Annotated in this window: 15 protein-coding genes and 4 pseudogenes; 6 read left to right on the forward strand and 13 right to left on the reverse strand. The window is 58.1% G+C overall.

The genetic code is table 11. From position 1 onward, the window contains the following. Window positions 1-33: 33 nt before the first annotated feature. The 5 genes and pseudogenes from LDL28_RS00785 to LDL28_RS00805 form a co-directional block, all read right to left on the reverse strand. Window positions 34-417: a type II toxin-antitoxin system VapC family toxin gene (locus LDL28_RS00785; protein ID WP_233056759.1), complete on the reverse strand. Its 384-nt coding sequence runs from the start codon at window positions 415-417 to the stop codon at window positions 34-36. After that, window positions 414-752, reverse strand: coding sequence for a type II toxin-antitoxin system Phd/YefM family antitoxin (locus LDL28_RS00790; RefSeq protein WP_233056760.1), 339 nt, complete (start codon window positions 750-752; stop codon window positions 414-416). Before LDL28_RS00790 ends, LDL28_RS00785 begins: the two co-directional genes overlap by 4 nt. 667 nt (window positions 753-1,419) lie before the next feature. Beyond that, complete coding sequence (locus LDL28_RS00795) at window positions 1,420-4,593, reverse strand: error-prone DNA polymerase (RefSeq protein WP_233056761.1); 3,174 nt, start codon at window positions 4,591-4,593, stop codon at window positions 1,420-1,422. After that, window positions 4,590-5,983 (reverse strand): annotated as a pseudogene (locus LDL28_RS00800) (Y-family DNA polymerase). Before LDL28_RS00800 ends, LDL28_RS00795 begins: the two are co-directional and overlap by 4 nt. 43 nt (window positions 5,984-6,026) lie before the next feature. Continuing rightward, on the reverse strand, window positions 6,027-6,791 hold the full coding sequence (locus LDL28_RS00805; RefSeq protein ID WP_233056762.1) for an ImuA family protein: 765 nt from the start codon (window positions 6,789-6,791) through the stop codon (window positions 6,027-6,029). Window positions 6,792-6,948: 157 nt separating this feature from the next. Here LDL28_RS00805 and LDL28_RS00810 point away from each other — a divergent pair, with 157 nt between their 5' ends. After that, on the forward strand, window positions 6,949-8,040 hold the full coding sequence (locus tag LDL28_RS00810; RefSeq protein ID WP_233056763.1) for an ATP-dependent helicase: 1,092 nt from the start codon (window positions 6,949-6,951) through the stop codon (window positions 8,038-8,040). 9 nt (window positions 8,041-8,049) lie between these two features. Here LDL28_RS00810 and LDL28_RS00815 read toward each other — a convergent pair. Beyond that, window positions 8,050-8,813, reverse strand: a protein-coding gene (locus LDL28_RS00815) for an IS5 family transposase (RefSeq protein ID WP_233056764.1) whose coding sequence is annotated in 2 segments (ribosomal slippage) — window positions 8,050-8,480 and window positions 8,480-8,813 — 765 coding nt in all. Because the reading frame shifts where the segments join, the coding sequence is not laid out codon by codon here. A 76-nt stretch (window positions 8,814-8,889) separates the two neighbouring features. Between LDL28_RS00815 and LDL28_RS00820 the strand changes: the two genes are divergently transcribed. Together LDL28_RS00820 and LDL28_RS00825 are read left to right on the forward strand one after the other, a co-directional pair. After that, a complete protein-coding gene (locus tag LDL28_RS00820; RefSeq protein ID WP_370636354.1) occupies window positions 8,890-9,900 on the forward strand; it encodes a 3'-5' exonuclease in 1,011 nt (336 codons plus the stop codon). A gap of 13 nt (window positions 9,901-9,913) precedes the next feature. Continuing rightward, on the forward strand, window positions 9,914-10,561 hold the full coding sequence (locus LDL28_RS00825; protein ID WP_233056766.1) for an SOS response-associated peptidase: 648 nt from the start codon (window positions 9,914-9,916) through the stop codon (window positions 10,559-10,561). Between the two features lie 41 nt (window positions 10,562-10,602). Here the strand turns inward: LDL28_RS00825 and LDL28_RS00830 are convergent. After that, a protein-coding gene (locus tag LDL28_RS00830) for an IS5 family transposase (RefSeq protein WP_233056767.1) occupies window positions 10,603-11,366 on the reverse strand; the annotation gives its coding sequence in 2 pieces (ribosomal slippage) (window positions 10,603-11,024 and window positions 11,024-11,366; 765 coding nt in all). 67 nt (window positions 11,367-11,433) lie between these two features. On the opposite strand from LDL28_RS00830, the pseudogene LDL28_RS00835 reads away from it, so the two are divergent. Beyond that, window positions 11,434-11,562 (forward strand): annotated as a pseudogene (locus LDL28_RS00835) (IS5/IS1182 family transposase); the annotation flags it as partial. Between the two features lie 362 nt (window positions 11,563-11,924). Here the strand turns inward: LDL28_RS00835 and LDL28_RS00840 are convergent. The 3 genes from LDL28_RS00840 to LDL28_RS00850 are packed head-to-tail and all read right to left on the reverse strand — an operon-like array spanning window position 11,925 to window position 15,860. Beyond that, complete coding sequence (locus LDL28_RS00840) at window positions 11,925-13,376, reverse strand: PepSY domain-containing protein (protein ID WP_233056768.1); 1,452 nt, start codon at window positions 13,374-13,376, stop codon at window positions 11,925-11,927. Then, the gene (locus tag LDL28_RS00845) at window positions 13,373-13,633 is read right to left on the reverse strand and encodes a hypothetical protein (RefSeq protein ID WP_233056769.1); all 261 of its coding nucleotides are present in this window, start codon (window positions 13,631-13,633) and stop codon (window positions 13,373-13,375) included. The genes LDL28_RS00840 and LDL28_RS00845 overlap by 4 nt, the downstream gene beginning before the upstream one ends. Before the next feature lie 25 nt (window positions 13,634-13,658). Beyond that, on the reverse strand, window positions 13,659-15,860 hold the full coding sequence (locus LDL28_RS00850; protein WP_233056770.1) for a TonB-dependent siderophore receptor: 2,202 nt from the start codon (window positions 15,858-15,860) through the stop codon (window positions 13,659-13,661). Here LDL28_RS00850 and LDL28_RS15685 point away from each other — a divergent pair. Further along, the gene (locus LDL28_RS15685; RefSeq protein WP_370636192.1) at window positions 15,827-16,285 is read left to right on the forward strand and encodes a transposase; all 459 of its coding nucleotides are present in this window, start codon (window positions 15,827-15,829) and stop codon (window positions 16,283-16,285) included. The genes LDL28_RS00850 and LDL28_RS15685 overlap by 34 nt on opposite strands. 127 nt (window positions 16,286-16,412) lie before the next feature. On the opposite strand, the pseudogene LDL28_RS00855 reads toward LDL28_RS15685, so the two are convergent. Continuing rightward, a pseudogene (locus LDL28_RS00855) lies at window positions 16,413-17,127 on the reverse strand (IS5 family transposase). A gap of 106 nt (window positions 17,128-17,233) precedes the next feature. On the opposite strand from LDL28_RS00855, the pseudogene LDL28_RS00860 reads away from it, so the two are divergent. Continuing rightward, window positions 17,234-17,874: pseudogene (locus LDL28_RS00860) on the forward strand (IS3 family transposase); the annotation flags it as partial. Between the two features lie 36 nt (window positions 17,875-17,910). Here LDL28_RS00860 and LDL28_RS00865 read toward each other — a convergent pair. Continuing rightward, window positions 17,911-18,894, reverse strand: a complete 984-nt coding sequence (locus tag LDL28_RS00865; protein ID WP_233056771.1) for a hypothetical protein — start codon at window positions 18,892-18,894, stop codon at window positions 17,911-17,913. After that, on the reverse strand, window positions 18,888-19,895 hold the full coding sequence (locus LDL28_RS00870; RefSeq protein ID WP_233056772.1) for a hypothetical protein: 1,008 nt from the start codon (window positions 19,893-19,895) through the stop codon (window positions 18,888-18,890). Before LDL28_RS00870 ends, LDL28_RS00865 begins: the two co-directional genes overlap by 7 nt. Between the last annotated feature and the right edge of the window lie 2 nt (window positions 19,896-19,897).

Below are 19,897 nucleotides of genomic sequence, written 5' to 3' on the forward strand. Positions count from 1 at the left end.
GCATGGGACGAATTCTGACGACAGTTTCCGTGTTCATGAACAGCGCATTCGCTTGATGGGATAGTAATCCATTTGCCCGTCTTCCGAAAGGAACGTGGCGTGTTCAGCTTGTGCCTGCGCCATCAGGAGATGGTCAAACGGATCACGATGATGCAGAGGCAAAGACATCAGGATCTGCAGGTGTTCGGGCTGTATTTGTAGTAGAGAGAAACCTTCTGCAGGAATGGCCGCCAGAATGTCGTTCATATCCGCATCCAGTTTTCCGATACGGATTTTGATCGCACTCTCCCATAACGACACGATACTCACCAGAATATCGTGGGCCGGATCTGCAATGATCTCCCGTGCATTCTCACCCAGCCGGTCGGAGTCCGAAAGCCACCAGAGCAACGCATGCGTATCGAGCAGAACCTTCACAGGTTGCGTTCCATGCTTTCAAGAACGTCCGGCGGTGTCTGATCAAAATCTTCGCTCATTCTGATCCTCCCGCGAAGAGCTCCTGGCTGACGACGGGGACGATAGGAAGGAGCCGGCGGATGCAGTTCAGCGACGACCTGGTCATGAGACGTCACGAGGATCGTACTGCCCTGTCTGACCTGACGCAGATACGCTGTCAGGTTTCCCCGGAACTCCCGAACACCGATTTTCTGTGGGGATGATGCGTTATCTGAAAGATGCTCGCTCATGGTCTCCTCCTTGTGTGTCATCATATCATGTACACAGAAAGAGGAGGTAGGGAATTCCTGAGGCATATTCGATTTCAGAGATTAGTGGCTTCTGACAGTGCCAGAGCAGCCGTCATGTTCTCCGATCCGGCCAGATCCGCGGGTGAAGCATTCGCTCTACAACGACTTACCATCAGCATCAGTCATTCGCGCGTGCGGTAGTCAGCTACCGCCAGTAACCGGACCACTATCCATTGTTCAGCGTATCCGAGACAAAGTCGAGGCTGCAGTAATGGTTCGGCGCATCAGTTCATGATGAAACGACAAGGAAAGATAGAAAGCCGAGGAGCCATAGGCAAAATAAGGATGTGTATAGGATGCAGTCGGGAAGTGTATTGCCGCGTAAGCAAGGGGGGTAGCAGCGTAGGCGCGACAAGCTCGAACGAAAAGCCATCTCTAAAAAGTGATGGTGGCGGCGTAAAATTGGTGGTTCTGGCGTAGATCCGGCGATTGGATCGTAAATTGGGACTAAAGGCTCATAACCTGAAGGCCGCAGGTTCAAATCCTGCCCCCGCAACCATGAATACGTGTCTGAAAAGACAATAAAAAATCCACCCCGACGAGTGGCTTTTTTTGTGCCCGAAATGCAGCGCAGGATGCATATAGGATGCAACTGGGAGTGAAAGCGCAGCGTAGTTTGGGCTCATGATGAGGATTTTCACGATGACGTGAGCTTTATCGGCGGTCTTATTGATCAGTGGAAATTACGCGATCTGACGACGATACGTTCACTGTCGGAATCGCTGTCATGGGTGCTCTCAGCAGAGGTGCGATTACCGACGTCCGCGAGCAGCCCGGAAAGGTCGGTGATCTCTTTTGCTACCAGATGCACGACTTCTCCTTCCTTCTGGAGCATGCCTGTCACCGCCAGCATCTGTCCGCTAAGCACCGCACGTCGGTTCGCGTCGAACATATCCGGCCAGATGATGACATTCATGTTGGCCGTCTCGTCCTCCAGCGTCATGAACACCACGCCTTCGGCGGAGCCCGGCCGCTGCCGGACCAGCACCAGCCCTGCGACAGTCAGGCGCTTTCCGTCTTTTGCCGCCATCGCCTGCCGACAGGAGAAGATGCCTCTTGTCTGAAAATCCTCGCGTAAAAAAGACAATGGATGATCCCGCAAGGTCAGGCCAAGCCGGCTATAGTCCCGGACCACCTCGGCGCCATCCCGCATCGGCTGGAGCAGCACGTCCGGTTCCTCCGCTTCCCGTGTCACCTGCGCTGCCGCGAACAGCGGCAGCGGTTCGTCCCGTAACGCCTTGATCGCCCACAGCGCCTCGCGCCGTGCCAGCCCGAGCGAGGGCCGGAACGCGTCAGCCTCGGCCAGATGGGTCAGGGCTGCCGCCTTCACACCGGCCCGACGCCACAGATCGTCCACTGATACAAAAGGCCGACTGGCCCGCGCTGCAACAATCCGGGCCGCATCGTCGTTGGCCAGTCCCTTCACCAGGCTCATCCCCAGCCGCACGGCGAAGCGACCATCCGGAGTTTCCGGTCCTTCCAGCCTGCTGTCCCAGCGTGAGGCATTTATACAGACAGGCCGGACCTCCACGCCGTGTTCCCGCGCGTCACGGACCAGTTGCGCGGGTGCATAGAACCCCATCGGCTGGGAATTCAGAAGTGACGCCAGAAACACATCCGGATGGGTGCATTTCATCCACGACGACGAATAGGCCAGAATGGCGAAACTGGCCGCGTGGCTCTCGGGAAATCCGTAAGAACTGAAGCCTTCCAATTGCTGGTAGATCCGCTCGGCGAATGCCTCATCATACCCATTGGCGCGCATGCCATCGATCAGGCGTGTCTGAAACTTCGAGACGGTACCAGTATTCTTGAAAGTCGCCATCGCGCGACGCAACTGATCGGCTTCGGCTGCGGTAAACCCCGCACAGATCATGGCGACCTGCATCGCCTGTTCCTGAAACAACGGGATGCCAAGGGTCTTTTTCAGAACCCGTTCCAGTTCAGGTGTCGGATAGTTTTCCGGTTCGATCCCTTCGCGCCTGCGGAGATAGGGATGGACCATATCCCCTTGTATGGGGCCGGGGCGGACGATCGCGACCTCAATGACCAGATCGTAGAACACACGCGGTTTGAGACGCGGCAGCATGGACATCTGCGCGCGGCTCTCGATCTGGAACACGCCGATTGTATCAGCCTTCCTGATCATGGCGTAGGTGCGTGGATCCTCAGCCGGGAGGGTCTGGAGCGTGAAGTGCTGGCCCTTGTGCTCCGCCAGCAGATCCAGCCCCTTCTTCATGCAGGTCAGCATGCCCAGGGCCAGGATATCGACCTTCATGAATTTTAGGACGTCGATATCGTCCTTGTCCCATTCGATGATCTGGCGGGCATCCATCGAAGCCGGTTCGATCGGCACCAGTTCATCTAGCCGGTCATGCGTCAGGACAAAACCACCGGGATGTTGTGACAGATGGCGGGGCACGCCGATCAGGCAACGGGCCAGATCAAGGGTTAGACGGATGCGCCGATCGGACAGATCAATGCCGCTGTCATTCAGGGCGTCATCGTCCAGCTTGCACCCCCAGCCCCAGATCTGACCAGAGAGAGTTCGGATCAGATCTTCCGGCAACCCCATGACCTTGCCGACGTCCCTGAGTGCCCCTTTGGCGCGATAGCGGATCACCACCGCCGTCAGGGCCGCCCGGTCACGGCCATAATGGTCATAGACCCACTGGATAACCTGCTCGCGGTGGGCATGCTCGAAATCCACGTCGATATCCGGTGGCTCGCCCCGTTCTTCGGAAACGAAGCGCTCGAACAGCAGCGAGTTGCGGGCCGGATCGATGGCAGTAATGCCAAGCACGTAGCAAACCGCACTGTTGGCGGCTGATCCACGACCCTGACAGAGAATGCCCTGAGAGCGAGCGTAGCGGACGATGCTGTTCACGGTCAGAAAATACGGCGCATATTGCATCCGTCCGATCAGGCTGAGTTCGTGGTTCAGGCTCTGGCAGACCTCATCCGGAATGCCTTCTGGATAGGTGCGTGCCGCAGCCTCCCAGGTCAGCCCCTCCAGCGCCTGCTGCGGTGTCTGGCCGGGTACGGAGACTTCATCGGGATATTGATAGGCCAGATCGTCAAGTGAGAACCGGCAGCGCTTCACAATGTCCATGGTGCGGGCCACCGCTTCGGGATAGCGCACGAACAGTCGGGCCATCTCCTGCGGCGGCTTGAGATAGCGATCGGCATGACGTTCGCGGACAAACCCCGCCTCATCGATCGTGGTGTTGTGGCGGATGCAGGTGACGACGTCCTGCAGAATGCGCCGGCCATGGGTATGGAACAGCACGTCATTGGTCACGACCGTCGGCACACGCGCCTGATGGGCAAAATTGGCCAGTTCGTAGAGACGCATCTGGTCATTGGGGCGGCGCAGCAGGGTGAGCGCCATGTAGGCGCGGTCAGCAAAGGCGTCTTTCAGTTTGCGTAGGTGCAAGGCGCAGGCATCATCTGCCGTGTCCGGGATCATGACGACGATCAGGCCCCCGCCCCAGGCGATCAAGTCTTCCCAGAGCAGATGACATTTCCCTTTTCCGGCTCGTGCCTTGCCAACGGTGAGCAGACGGCACAATCGGCCATAGGCGGCCCGGTCCGTCGGGTAGACCAGCACGGGCGGAAAATCCGCCAGATCGAGACGGCATCCCACAACAAGGCGGAGTCCGACCTGCTTCGCCGCAACATGGGCCTGCACCATGCCCGCCAGCGAATTGCGGTCGCAGATGCCGAGCGCCTCGAGGCCAAGCGCCCTGGCCTGCACGAACAGTTCAATGGGGGAGGAGGCTCCGCGCAGGAACGAGAAATAGGTCGTCACCTGCAGTTCGGCGTAGCGTGGTGCCGAGGTGTTCATCCGAAGATCCCATGCAGGAACCAGCCCTGCGAGCCGGTCTCACCATGCTCGCCGTCACCGGCCCGGTAGAGCCAGAACCGCTCGCCGCTCGTGTCCTCCACCCGGAAGTAATCCCGGGCGATGGTCAGTTCCGCGTCATTCTTCCACCATTCGCCGAATACCCGCTCCGGCCCGTCGGCGCATTTCACCTTCCGCCGAACGTCCCGCCAGATGAAGAACAGGGGCGGCTGGTCCGGCAGTTCTGCCATCGCCTGCACCGGCTCGGCCGTGCCAGCAGGCGTGTTGGACGCGGCCAGTGCTCGGGCCAATCCTTCGTCTCATCGGGCGCCAGCGCAGGCACACGGCAGAAGGAGCGTTCGGGCAGGTCGCTTTCCACCGGTGCAAAGCGATAGAGCGCCTGCGTGCCGACACGGTTGGCCAGTGTGTCGATCAGGTCGGACACATCGGCCTCTTCCTCGGCGATCAGGGAAGAGACGGTCTGCCGCCGGTCCATGGGTTCAGCCAGAGAGGCAATCAGCACCATGCGCTCAATGCCGAACCCCGGATCGATGGTCTCGATCTTCTCGCACAGCAGCCGGGTCAGGCGTTTGACGTCCCGCACCGGCATGGCCGTGGCCACCCGGATCGCTTCGGTCCGGCTGTCGACGCGATGCAGCAGCAGGTCGAGACGGCGCACGCCTTGGCCGCGTTCGTCCAGCCCCTGACAGAGCAGCAGCACCAGCTTACCGATATAACGGGCAATGGTCTCCGCCGCGCCGATAGGTTCAGCGAAATTCCGGCTGGCCTCGACCGGATCGACAGGGCGGACTGGCACGATGGCTTCACCAATGCGCCCGAACGCCTGATCCAGCCTGCGGGCGATATCGGGTCCGAACCGTAGGGCCAGCGGTGCGCAGGGCATGGCGGCCAGGGGGCCGATGCGCGACACGCCTAGCGTAGCCAGTCCATCGATGATCGTGTCCGGCAGGCGCAGCGCTTCAAGAGGAAGATCGGCCAGCGCGGAAGCGGTCTCGCCTGAGGGCACAACGGCAATCGGCGCCCGGCCATAGCGGGCTATGGCGTGCGCGGCACCCCATGTGTCCGCCACCACAGCCTTTGCCCGAAAGCCGGCGCCCGCCATGCGATGAACCATGTCCTTGAGCATGGGAAGTTCACCGCCATGCAGATGATCCGCCCCGGTCGTGTCCAGAACCAGCCCGTCCGGGGCGTCGACCGCCACGATGGGAGCAACCCTGTGCTGGAACCACAGGGCGAGTTTTTCCAGCCCCAGCCGGTCGCGTTCGGGATCGGCGTCCATCAGCACCAGATCGGGATACAGCGCCTGAGCCTTGGCCACCGGAATCCCGGGACGCAGCCCCAGCTTGCGGGCGGCGAGATCGACCGACAGCACGACCCGTCGTCGCCCTTCACGACCGGCCAGTGCGAGCGGCACCTCAGGCGCTGGCGCGTCTTTGCCCAGCCGTTTCCTGATCCGATCCGTCGGCCAGAGCGGCAGGTAAAGAGAGACGACCCTTGCCATCACAGGCCTCCACTTCAAAATCGGCACATTCGCCTGCGCGGGCGCGGATCAGTTCCAGCAGCCAGCGCGGTCTTCCCACACCGGGAACCGGCAGCGGCACGGACGGCAGAACCGAAACTCGCCAGCGGGTGACAGAAGCCGTTGGCTGACCGAAATCCGCCGCATCCGTCTGTCGCCGCCAGCGCCTGATCGCGATGCCGAGGGAGCCGGATGTCTCGGCCGCCAGTTGCAGGCGACGTGAGGCGGTCATGGACAGACGCGCCACCTCGGCGACAACGGCCCCGAGGCCTCCATGCCGCAGTCCTTCCTCGAAACAGGCAAGCACATCGACGTCCGAGCGTGCTTCGACATAGATCGTCCGCCGGGCGGAAAGACCCACCTGTTTCAGGGAAGGGGCGAACACATCCTGGCGGGTGACGATCCACAGCACCTTGCCACGCGTGCGCGCGGCAATGCCGGCGCAGAACTGTCCGGCCGCCGCACTGTGCAGGGCGTCATTCCCGCCGCCCGCCACCTCGTGCAGAGCGCCCAGAGCCAGCCCGCCACCGGGCAGACGCGCATCGATCTCGCGCACGCCAAAGGGCATTACCTTTCTGCGTCGGTCGCTATGCCCTTCGAGACGGCTGATCGCGGCCCGAAGCGTCTCCAGACCAGGTTTTTTATGGGTTTCAGCAGTCATTTCACGGCTCGATGTCCCTTGTGCAGGTGCATTTCATGATTATATGTTCGTGATTCGTTCTGATGCAGCGATGGAAGTCAATGCAAATTCGCACCGCCTCAGGCATGATGCAGGGCACATAACCACCCGGAATTATTGGTGAAGGTACCTTAAGGAATTGAATTCAGAGACTTCTCCCATCCCGAACGGCGACGATTATCTGTCCCGTCTGAATGACGCGCAGCGACAGGCCGTCACGCACGGGACCGGAGTCTCGGCAGGCATCGCGGATTCATCCCCGCTGCTGGTCATCGCCGGTGCCGGATCGGGCAAGACCAACACGCTGGCCCATCGGGTCGCGCATCTGATCGCATCGGGCGCCGATCCGCGCCGCATTTTGCTGCTAACCTTCTCGCGTCGGGCCAGTGTCGAGATGACGCGGCGCGTGGAGCGGATCTGCAAAACGGTGCTCGGAGACAAGGCCGGCCCACTGGCCGATGCGCTGGCCTGGGCGGGGACGTTTCATTCCATCGGTGCCCGGTTGCTGCGGGAATATGCCCAGCAGATCGGCATGGATCCGGCCTTTTCGATCCATGACCGGGAAGATTCCGCTGATCTGATGAATCTGATCCGGCATGATCTGGGGTTTTCGAAAACCGAGAAGCGGTTTCCCGGCAAGGGCACGTGCCTTGCCATTTATTCCCGTGTGGTGAACTCGGGCGCACCGCTCGCCGATGTGCTGATGAAGCACTATCCGTGGTGCGCGGGCTGGGAAGCGCAGCTGAAGCAGCTCTTTGCAGGCTATGTCACGGCGAAGCAGGAGCAGGGCGTGCTGGATTATGACGATCTGCTGCTGTGCTGGGCACAGATGGTCAGCGATCCGGTTCTGGCCGCTGATATCGGCAGCAAATGGGATCATGTACTGGTCGACGAATATCAGGACACGAACCGGTTGCAGGCGGATATCCTGCTCGGAATGAAACCGGATGGACGGGGCCTTACGGTGGTGGGCGACGACGCCCAGAGCATATACGCTTTTCGGGCGGCGACCGTGCGCAACATCCTCGATTTTCCGGCGTCTTTCGATCCCCCGGCGCGCGTCGTGACGCTGGACCGGAACTATCGCTCGACAAAGCCCATTCTGGATGCCGCCAACGCCGTCATTGGCGAAGCGGCCGAGCGGTTCACCAAGGATCTATGGACCGAGCGCACCTCGGATGAAAAGCCGCGACTGGTCACCATCCGGGATGACACGGCCCAAGCGAACTAGGCTCAGGACTCATTCCTTAAGATAGAAGATGAAGCTTGCTGCGATGTGGATTGCAGACATGAATGTATGAGCGCAGCGGTCGTATCTGGTCGCCACACGTCGCCAGTCTTTCAGCTTTGCGAACATGTTTTCGATCAGATGACGCTTTTTATACAGATGCCAGTTGTAAGGCGGCTTTGATTTCCGGTTCTTTTTCGGGGGGATACAAGCACTGATATTGCGTTCTGCAAGCGATAACCTGATCCGGTTGCTGTCATAGCCTCTGTCCCCGATGACTTCTTCTGTCTCGTCGGGGAGAACTGCCAGAAGCACGTCTGCGCCTCTGAAGTCACTGACCTGTCCCGCAGTCAGATGAAGGCGGACAGGCCGGCCCAGACCATCGCACACGGCATGGAGTTTTGAGTTCAGGCCGCCTTTTGTCCGTCCGATATAGCGGGGAAAAGCCCTTTTTTGAGCAGGGACGCCGATGTCCGGTGCGCTTTGAGATGTGTCGCATCGATCATCAGGCGCTTCGAACGGCCGGCCTGTTCTGTCAGGGCGACGAAGATCCGGTCAAAGACGCCCAGGCGGCTCCACCGGATGAAGCGATTATACAAAGTCTTGTGCGGACCATACGCTTTCGGGGTGTCTTTCCACTGAAGACCGTTGCGGATCACATAAACGATCCCGCTCAGAACACGCCGGTCATCCACGCGTGGGACTCCGTGTGCCAGAGGGAAAAATGGCGCAATCCGCTCCATCTGGCTCTCAGATAGCAAAAATACCTCACTCACAGCCTCACCTCCTTCGGTAAGCCTGTGAATCACAATATCCCACTCAGTTCAATAAATTAATAGGTCCTGAGCCTATATCGCGGATCGTGTGCTGGAAGAGCGGGAGGCCGGCACGCCGATGAAGCAGCAGGCGGTGCTGTTCCGGGCTTCGCACCACAGCGGCACGCTGGAGGTGGAACTGACCCGGCGCAACATCCCGTTCGTGAAGTTCGGCGGCCTGAAGTTTATCGACTGTGCGCATGTGAAGGATGTGCTGGCTCTACTGCGTTTTGCCCAGAACCCGCGCGACCGCATCGCGGGCTTCCGGGTCCTGCAGCTTCTGCCGGGGGTGGGGCCGGGTTCGGCCCGGCGCGTGCTGGACACGATGGGCGAGAGTGCCCATCCCTTCGAGGCGTTGAAGGATATCAAAGCCCCGCAGCGCAGCGGCGAGGCCTGGACGGGTTTCGTGACTATGCTGACGGCGCTGGACAGCCATCAGGTCGGCTGGCCGGGCGAGATTGCGGCCGTGCGTTACTGGTATGAGCCGCATCTGGAGCGACTGCACGAGGACGCCTCCGCCCGTCTGGCCGATCTGGTGCAACTGGAGCAGATCGCCGGCGGCTATCCGTCACGGGAAAAATTCCTGACCGAGCTGACGCTGGATCCGCCGGATGCCACGTCCGACCAGGCCGGCGTGCCGTTGCTGGATGAGGATTATCTGATCCTCTCGACCATTCACTCCGCCAAGGGGCAGGAATGGAAGAATGTGTTCGTCATGAATGCGGTGGACGGCTGCATTCCATCCGATCTGGCCACCGGCGAGCAGGATGACATCGAGGAAGAGCGCCGCCTGCTCTACGTCGCCATGACGCGGGCGAAAGACAGTCTCGATATCATGGTGCCGCAGCGCTTCTATGTGCATGGCCAGCACAGCAGGGGTGACAGGCATGTCTATGCCTCACGCACCCGTTTCATCGACCGGGACATGCTGCCCCTGTTTGAGGCTTTGTCGTGGCCGGTTGTGAAGCCGGAAGAGCAGGCCCGGCAGGAGGCGGTGAAGTCGGTGCGGATCGACATGGCGGCCCGTCTGCGCGGCATGTGGTCGTAAGGAAGCAACACGGATGTGCAATCTCTATTCCATGACCTCGAACCCGCAGGCAATCCGCGAGATCGCGAAAGTTCTTGAGGATCGCACGGGCAATTTGCAGTCGCTGCCCGAGATCTGGCCGAACACGATGGCGCCTGTCGTGCGGAACGGAGAAAACGGACGTGAACTGGTCATGGCGCGCTGGGGCATGCCGACACCGCCCGGCTATCTCAGGGGGCATAAGGTCGATCGCGGAGTCACAAACATCCGCAATCCGACCTCGACATGGTGGAAGCGATGGGAAGGCGTGGTGCATCGCTGCCTGGTCCCGTTGACGGCGTTCTCGGAACCCGAGCATCTGCCCGACGGGAAATCGCGGCCTGTGTGGTTTGCTCGCAGCGATGGTGAGCAGTTGGCTTTTTTTGCCGGGATCTGGTGCCGGTGGACATCGGTGCGGAAACTGGCCGACGGCGAGACGACAGATGATCTGTACGGGTTTCTGACCACGGAAGCCAACAGGGAAGTGGGCGCGATCCATCCGAAGGCCATGCCCGTCATTCTGACGCGGCCGGATGAGCTGGATGTGTGGATGAACGCCCCGGTGGCTGAGGCTTTGCGGCTTCAGCGGCCTCTCCCGAATGGTTTGTTGGTCCGTGTCGAAGAGTCGCCTCCTTCAGAGTGACCGCTATGGGGTAAGACGAAGGTCCACTTTAGGCTCAGGACTCATTCCTTAAGATAGAAGATGAAGCTTGCTGCGATGTGGATTGCAGACATGAATGTATGAGCGCAGCGGTCGTATCTGGTCGCCACACGTCGCCAGTCTTTCAGCTTTGCGAACATGTTTTCGATCAGATGACGCTTTTTATACAGATGCCAGTTGTAAGGCGGCTTTGATTTCCGGTTCTTTTTCGGGGGGATACAAGCACTGATATTGCGTTCTGCAAGCGATAACCTGATCCGGTTGCTGTCATAGCCTCTGTCCCCGATGACTTCTTCTGTCTCGTCGGGGAGAACTGCCAGAAGCACGTCTGCGCCTCTGAAGTCACTGACCTGTCCCGCAGTCAGATGAAGGCGGACAGGCCAGCCCAGACCATCGCACACGGCATGGAGTTTTGAGTTCAGGCCGCCTTTTGTCCGTCCGATATGGCGGGAAAAAGCCCCTTTTTGAGCAGGGACGCCGATGTCCGGTGCGCCTTGAGATGTGTTGCATCGATCATCAGGCGCTTTGAACGGCCAGCCTGTTCTGTCAGGGCGACGAAGATCCTGTCAAAGACACCCAGGCGGCTCCACCGGATGAAGCGATTATACAAAGTCTTGTGCGGACCATACGCTTTCGGGGCGTCTTTCCACAGAAGGCCGTTGCGGATCACATAAACGATCCCGCTCAGAACACGCCGGTCATCCACGCGTGGGACTCCGTGAGCCAGAGGAAAATACGGGGTAATTCTCTCCATCTGGCTCTCAGACAGCAAAAACACATCACTCACAGGCTCATCCTCCCGAATGCCTGTGAATCATGAAACTCAGCTCAATTCAACAAATTAATAGGTCCTGAGCCTAGTCGAAAATCCGTGGGCAAGGCTCAAGGAGTGGCGGGCTGTCGCGACCCGATATAAGAAGACAGCAGTATCCTTCCTTTCCGTCATCTTCATCGCCGCTACAGCAGAATATATAAAGACCTAACAGACCCTAAAATATTGGGGTGATTCATAATTACTTCTTGACTGGCACACGCCCGTTACAAGTCTGCTGTGAACCAGTGGAAGAATTGGAATTTTTAATATTATTCATAATTGTGCAGGAGAGTGCTGCCAGTATGATTTCAATACTGGTCAGTGCAGTCCAGTTTATTATCGCAATCACTAGTGTTTTTACTGCATGTATCTGGAGGAAAAAGCTTAGGCCAAGCAGTATGATTCCTGTCATTCGAAAGCATCGACACGAGAGAGGTGTTACTGTTTTGCGAAAAAATATGCCCCTACCCCGTACAGATCCCATGGCCAGGAACAACATGGCACATTGCCCACATATGATAGCCGTATCCATCATGCCTGCCGTCCCGACCGCAAGGCAGCATACGCGAAAGCCCCGGCCAGGCCGAACGTAATCACACTCGTGCCAGACGTTACAGCATTCGTCCACGGCATGCCGAGCAGGGCGATGGCAAGGCAGCCCAGTGCATTGCTACCTAGAAGGTCTGGCCATGCACGGGCGGATCGCCGCACAAGGGCAAAGACAAGAGTCAGGGCCCATACCACAAAAACGGATCGTAATTCGTAGCCGGACCTATCGCCTATGGTGACAGGAATAAACCGATTGGCCAGAAAATAGGTCGCAAAAGCCAGGGGTGTTCCTGTCAGGATTCCAACATTCAGGCGGCTGACGATCAGGTGCCCGAAATGGGGCCGCTGGCGCAGGCGCTTGATGGCCCATAGGTGCATCCCGCTACCGATAACGGCGGCGAGGGCCAGGCCAGACAAAAAATAGAGTCCACGTGTTATCGTCGGTGCAAAGCGTGCAACATGCAGGCCGTAGAGAAATGTATAAAGCCTGACGACAGGTCTCGTTTCGATATGCTCGTTCAGAAGTTGCCCTGTCATACCGTCAAAAGTCATGATCCGGGCAGATGTGCTGACCGTCTGGTCATTGCCGGAAATGAACGTGACAAGGGCGGCGCGATCAGACGGATTGAAGACATAGATCTGTGCAATACCCGTCTCCATGAAATGTCTGTTCGCCGTCTGGATCAGGGGAAGGATGGGCACAAGATGTCCCGGCTGTCCGCTGGCGGGGCGGGAATACAGGGCCGGGTTCAGTTCCGCGTAGGATGCCATTTCATCATGCCAGTACACGGCCTGCGTGGTCCATGGCAGCAGCAGGGATGCCAGCGTGACGGCACCTGTAAACGAAATCATGAGATGAAAGGGAAGGGCCGCGACTCCAAGCAGGTTATGGGCATCAAGCCAGCTTCTCTGGCCTCTGTTGGGGCGGAACGTAAACAAATCCGAAAAAATGCGCCGGTGTATGATGATACCTGTCACAAGGGCTACGACAAGCGCCAGGGCCGCAATGGCTGCGATCAGCCTGCCATAGGGGTAGGGAAGCTGGAGTTCGAAGTGAAAACGGTAAAAGAACTCCCCCCCAAGCGTATCACGCATGCCGTCCGGGCTGCCGCTGTGTGGATCGAGAACCTGTTGAATGTATTTTCCCTGTGCGTTGGGCCATATGCCGGTTGCAAATGGTGCTTCCTGTGTGGGGCAGGCCACGTACCATGCTGCCGCAGACCCGGCATGTTGGCCAAGCCAGTCAATTGCCCGGCTGCTGACCTGTATGGGATCAACTGGCTGGCTGCCCAGTTCAGGATGCATCCACCGGGTAATCTCCTGACGGAAAACACTTAGCGAACCCGATAGCGCAATAGCAAACAGCACCCAGCCGGTCACCAGCCCCAAGGTGGTATGGAGCCATGCCATGGAGGCGCGAAACGATCCTTTCATGGCCGCCACCCTGCGGTAAACGCCATAAGGATGAAAGTCCCCATGCAGGTGGCAACACCCAGCACGAGCCGCCGCAGACTGGAGACGCCAAAGGCCGCAATGAACACGATGGGCCAGAGCAGCAGGCCGGAAAGAGTTCCGGCCATGGCACTCTCCGCCCGTGACAGGGGAAGCCACAGGCCCAGCACTACGCCACCAAGGGATGCAAGACCATACCCGCCCGGAAGGGCTACCAGCGTGCGTAAGGCTACGTTCAACCGAGCCTGCCCGGCGGCAGAGATATTACCAAGTATAGCCAATGCTCGCCTGCGCATTACGCCGCTCGCCATAATAGCACCATTCCTGATTATAGGATGCGTAGCTCAAGCAGTTGGAGACATAATTCTTGTCAAATAGGTTGCGCGCACTGGCCGCAAGCGTCCATCCGTGCAGGTTGAGCGAAAGGTGGGACAGGTCATAGCGCAGCGAAGCATCAAACACGGCGTATTGCGGAACCCAGACGCTGCCATAACTGGCCTCGCCACCATAGGATTTGTCGGAGTAGCGCATGCCGCCGCCAAAGCCCAAGCCTTTTACCGGCCCCGAGGGCACGGTGTAGAACGCAAACAGCGATGCATTTCCCTTACCGGACTGCAGCAGGGGCTTGCCTGTTGAATCATCACGGACTTTCTGCACGCTTACTGCCGCAGTGATCATCAGGTTCTTGTACGGTTCGGCATGGGCTTCGAATTCAAAGCCATCGGAATGTACCAGTCCGCTCTGCGTGCTGTAGCCCAGGTTGCCGACGGCAACGAGCACGTTGGTCTGTTCGATATGGAAGCCCGCAGCCGTAAACAGCAGCGACGTGCCCGGAAGTTGGTATTTCAGGCCACCTTCAAGCTGCTTACCCAATGATGGATCAGCCTGGCGCTGCGTTTTGCCACCATCATCAGATACAACGCCCGACTGTGGCTGGAAGGAGGTGGAATAGCTGATATAGGGCGAAAGGCCGAAATTGAAATGATACAGGGCCGATGCACGCCAGGTGATCTGGCGGGGATTTTCATGCGTGGTGGTCTGGCTGACATATTCGTTCTGTTGTGAACGGTACCAGTCATTACGCAGGCTGCCGGTCACGACCAGGCCTTTCCAGTGCATTTCATCCTGCGCGTACATGCCGATCTGGTGCGAATTGGTCCGGTAATTCACATAGGGGCTGCCCATGGAGGGAATGGCCATGTGATAATCCGGATGCAGGACATCAAGATCAGGTGCGCTGCCGTAGTATCCCTGTTCCGATGCGCTCTGCTGCATGTAGTCAAAGCCGAACATCATCGTATGCCGCAGGGGGCCGGTGCGGACATGGCCCTTGAACTGGCTGTCAAAAGTCAGGTTGTGGGTATGCTCGTTCGTACCGAAAGCCGAGCGGCTGAGCATGTCATCACTTGTATAATAACCGTTGTTATACACGCTGCGATAGATGGTCTTGATGTCATCGTACCGACCGCGACTGGTGAAACTCCAGTTATCGTTAAAACGGTGGTTGAAGATATAGGTCATCCCGCCCTGCCGGCGGTTGAATTTCTCGAACGGCACGTCGCCGTCATAAAAATTCCGTGGCAGGTATCCGTAGGATGCGGGCTTGAGTGAGCCTACCAGTGGCTCGCCGCCATAAGTGCCGTTTTCGGGGTCATACTGATAATTGCCCAGCAGTGTCAGTGTTGTCGGCCCATCTCCGCCAAACGTGAAGGAAGGGCTGATGGAAAAGCGTCGGCTGCCTGTCTTGCTCAACTGGGTATGCTGGCCGTTGACCGTGCCATACAGGCGATAGCGGACCATGCCATCTTTCGTCGCATAGCCGCCCACATCGGCATCCACGCGATAAAGGTCGAACATGCCACCGGTCGTGGTGACGCCACCATAAAATTTCTGGTCAGTCGGCAGTTTGCTGGACAGGGCGACAAGGCCGCCCGGGCTGGACTGACCATACAGCGCGGATGATGGCCCCTTCAGGATCTCGACACGGTCCAGCCGGAACGTATCGGTCTGCGCCGTGGCATAGCCTGTCGGGCTGTCCTGCAGTTTCAGGCCATCAAGAAAGGTTGGAACCTGGAAGCCGCGCAGGAAGAACTGGTCATAACGCGTGCCCTCCCCGCCGCGCAGGTCAGGGGTAATGCCTGCAGTATAGCGCACGGCCTGATTAAGGCTGAGCACCCCGCGTACATCCATTTCATTGCGGCTGACAACCGTGACCGACTGGGCGGTTTCGATCAGCGGTGTATCGGATTTCGTTGCCGAGGACGCAGATGTGGCTGGCCTGCGGGCATGGACTTCCAGCTTTTCAGCCTGCACGGCATGCGCATCAGCCTGGGGGGAGGACTGTTTTGTCTGCGCGGTCCGGGTGGGGTGGTTCTGGTCCGATTTTTTGACCAGATCGGCCGCAAGAGCATTTCCCGTCACAAGAAGTGAAAGTGGAAATACATAAAAAACCCTGCTGTGCTGCATGCCCGACCTCATTACTGGCGTTTCTATCGTATGGATGGGGGACCATTAGCGCAAATGATAATCACTTGCAACTATATCAAAATATATCAGCGGGGGCTTTTCCCCGCCATATCGGACGGACAAAAGGCGGCCTGAACTCAAAACTCCATGCCGTGTGCGATGGTCTGGGCTGGCCTGTCCGCCTTCATCTGACTGCGGGACAGGTCAGTGACTTCAGAGGCGCAGACGTGCTTCTGGCAGTTCTCCCCGACGAGACAGAAGAAGTCATCGGGGACAGAGGCTATGACAGCAAACGGATCAGGTTATCGCTTGCAGAACGCAATATCACTGCCTGTATCCCCCCGAAAAAGAACCGGAAATCAAAGCCGCCTTACAACTGGCATCTGTATAAAAAGCGTCATCTGATCGAAAACATGTTCGCATAGCTGAAAGACTGGCGACGTGTGGCGACCAGATACGACCGCTGCGCTCATACATTCATGTCTGCAATCCACATCGCAGCAAGCTTCCTCTTCTATCTTAAAGAATGAGTCCTGAGCCTAGGCTCAGGACTCATAGCCAGAACATGATGGTTGCGGCGAGGCAGATGGCTGAGAAGAAGACGGTCGGGCATCTGTCGTAGCGGGTTGCAACCCGCCGCCAGTCCTTGAGCCTTCCGAACATGATCTTGATGCGATTGCAGCGTTTATATTTTCTCTTGTCGTATCTGACCGGTTTTCTGCGAGATTTCCGTCCTGGAATGCAGGGCTTTATACCTTTCGCTTCCAGGGCGTCCCTGAACCAGTCGGCGTCATACCCGCGATCTCCCAGCATCCATTGTGCTGCAGGAAGACTGTCCAGCAGGGCAGCGGCACCGGATCTGTCCCGCAGTCATGAAAAAACTCAGCGGTCGTCCGCTCTGATCGGTGATCGCATGCAACTTCGTGTTCATGCCACCTCTGGTGCGGCCGATCAGGCGACCTTGATCCCCTTTTTTAGCCGCAGGCTCGAAGCCGTGCGGTGTGCCTTGAGATACGTCGCATCAATCATGATGGTCTGGGGCTCTGCCTTTCCGGCAGCCAGACCGTCCAATCATCCGGACGAAGATCCCCATGGCGCCCCAGCGCTTCCAACGGTTGTAGAGCGTCTTATGTGGACCGTATTCCCGGGGCGCATCGCGCCAGTGCAAGCCGTTCCGATTGACAAAAATGATACCGCTCAGCACACGGCGGTCATCAACGCGGGCTCTACCGTGGCTCTTTGGGAAGAAGGGCCGCAGACGCTCCATTTGTTCGTCCGTCAGCTAAAACAGGTAGCTCATCTTTAGTCTCCTCACAGAGCCTAAATCAGATTTCCGCAATCAAATCAATGGGTCCTGAGCCTAGGTTTGACGGGTCTCGGCACGGGGTTACCGGGCCTGGACTTCCCGACCGACCTGCCAGCGCCAGCGCACCGACCTGAAGGTGCTGGCGCATATCCGTGAACATTATGCCCTGAGCAACGGTTCCTACGGCCGGCCGCGCATGAGCATGGAACTTAGGGAAGCCGGACTTGATGTCGGGGAACGTCGCGTTGGCCGACGGATGAGGGACAACGGGATCCGAGCCGTACGCACCCGTCGCCACAAGGTCACGACCGACAGCCACCACCAGTCTGGCATTGTGGCCAACCTTCTGGACGGCAATTTCCATTGCCAATGGACCCAACCGGAAATCGGCGGGCGATATCAGTTATATCCGGACTGCCGAAGGCTGGCTCTGCCTGGCTGTCGTCATCAATCTGTTCAGTCGTCGCGTGATCGGGAGGGCCTTAAGCGACCAGATAAAAAAGAATCTGGCCATCCGTGCCCTGGATATGGCGGTGCGGCTACGTAACCCAGCGCCCGACTGCATTTTCCACTCTGATCGTGGCAGCCAACCCGTCGTCAGGCCACCGTCGCTATCTTCCAGTATATCAATGGGTTCTACAATCCACGTCGACCCATTCATATCAAGGCGGCATCAGCCCTCTCGCTTTCGAAGCTGGAGTGGCATAATCGCGTCCTGAACGGCACAAAACCGTCACAAGTCCATTAATCGGCGTTTTGTACCCCAACAGAGGTATATGTGCATGCATGTGGCGTGTCGATTGCCGTAAACAGTTTGTCGAATGCTATTCCGGTCATGGTGTTCATTGTACGATCATCCGGCGTTATCGTCCTCCGCTGCTGCCACGCATCAACCTGTTCGCTTATCCAACTGGCAGCCTGGACCGGTGGCAGTAATCGTGCCTGCTTGGTCGCTGCGATTATTTTGCGCTGGCTGTCTGCGGGGTGGATGCCATCAAGAAGGCATAACACCGGAACGCCAAGCATCGCCGCTTCGCTGATGATCGAGGAACGCCCATTCGTTACCACGCAGGCCGCACCAGCCATGACTGATGTACTGTCGACCGAGGTGGAGATGACGGTGGCCCCCAGGGCTTGGGCCTGAGCCTCAAGGCGTTCGATGCCATGTATTTGCGCAAATTTGACAATAACGCCGGGCCCCAGGACATATTTGTAGATATCTATGAACCGCTCAGGCGGCTGGTTCAGGAACCATGTAACATCGGATGGCATGGCAACCACCCGTCCTGTCGAGATGGGTTTTCCTGACTGGGCCTTCGCCCAGCCCACTACCGTGACCGGCACATAGGCGTTGAGAAACCATGCACGGTCATCTGGCATGAGCAAGCCATCGAACATCGCCATAGCTCCCAATTCCGCCGGCAAAATCGGCTCGGCCAGATCGTGCGGTATGAAATAGCTGCGAAGCGGGCGGTATTGTGCGATAAATCCGGCGACTGATTCGATATCGGCGGGGATGCCAAAGCCCTTTGCATGCAGCCACCCGTCCAAATAAGGATGATGGGAGGTAATCAGTATGAATTCATCCTGTGGCAGAGCTGCGGCACGAGCGCGCCAGTCGGGATCATACATGTCGATTTCGACCACGGTATGCCCACGCTTTTCTCCTTCCCGTGCGATAGGGGAGAGGACATATTCGCAACCAATGCCAAGACAGGCTATTAGCATGATGCGCTCCGCATGGCTATGGGCCCCGCCGTTAGCCAGCAAATTTCGGTGCTACCTATTATAGGTTCGGTTACGGCATGGTTGTCTCGGATGCCATAAAAAGGATCACCCAAGGTGAGTGTGATGGGCACGGGTGCCGTCAATGCGGTACACAGCAGTCCGCCGACTGCATAAAAACCGGCCCTATGCAGTTTTTCCCGCGTCTGGAAGATTGGCATACTGAAGTTGGCTTCTGCGAACTGAACGCTATCGAGCAGAATTTGCCCTGCATCATCCAACCATGTCGGTGAAGTTATCGCCATGGACAGAATACGTGCATCACCTTCCATCGTTCCGGCTGGTACTGTGGTGGAAATATCAATGGTCGTAATCCCGTGGCCGATCGATAATGGCAGGGTCAACCATTCATTGATGCGAATGGCGGTTTCGGTTTGAAGGCCGTTGATCTCATAGTTCAGCGTCGCTGTATCATCAGGTAGTAAGGATTGGGCGAAGGCGGAAAACCATGGCATGAACCGCAACTGGGTATCCATGGGCAGGCCCGTGTTGATCACGCTTAGTCCGGCATGCCCCGTTGCGCCTTCTATCCATCGCCACATCTCGGTGCCACTGGATTCCATCGGTGCCAGACCTGACGTTGCGATCAGTCCAAAATGGTCCGCTCCCACTAATGGAAGCATCACTCCGCGACGAAACCTAAGGCATAGCTCGATCAGAGCATCTTGTGCGCCTAGCATGGCCTCAGCGACATCAGGGTCGGTAATGACCAGTAAACGATCAGACCCGCCGGGGGACAGGGCGGCAAAGCATCGCTCAACAGTGCCGGAAAGAGGCTCCACCATGTCCCATATTATGGCATCGGGATCGAGCGTGATGGCGAGGCTGCGAGCCGCGCGCCCGATGATCGCCAGGCCATCACCTGCTCGACCATGCAGCAGGAAATTACGTAGCCAGCCTATTGGTAAGGTCTGATAGATGGGGGCAAGTTGCGTAAAATGCATGG

It is taken from the genome of Komagataeibacter sp. FNDCR2, from assembly GCF_021295395.1.
Classification (GTDB): domain Bacteria; phylum Pseudomonadota; class Alphaproteobacteria; order Acetobacterales; family Acetobacteraceae; genus Komagataeibacter.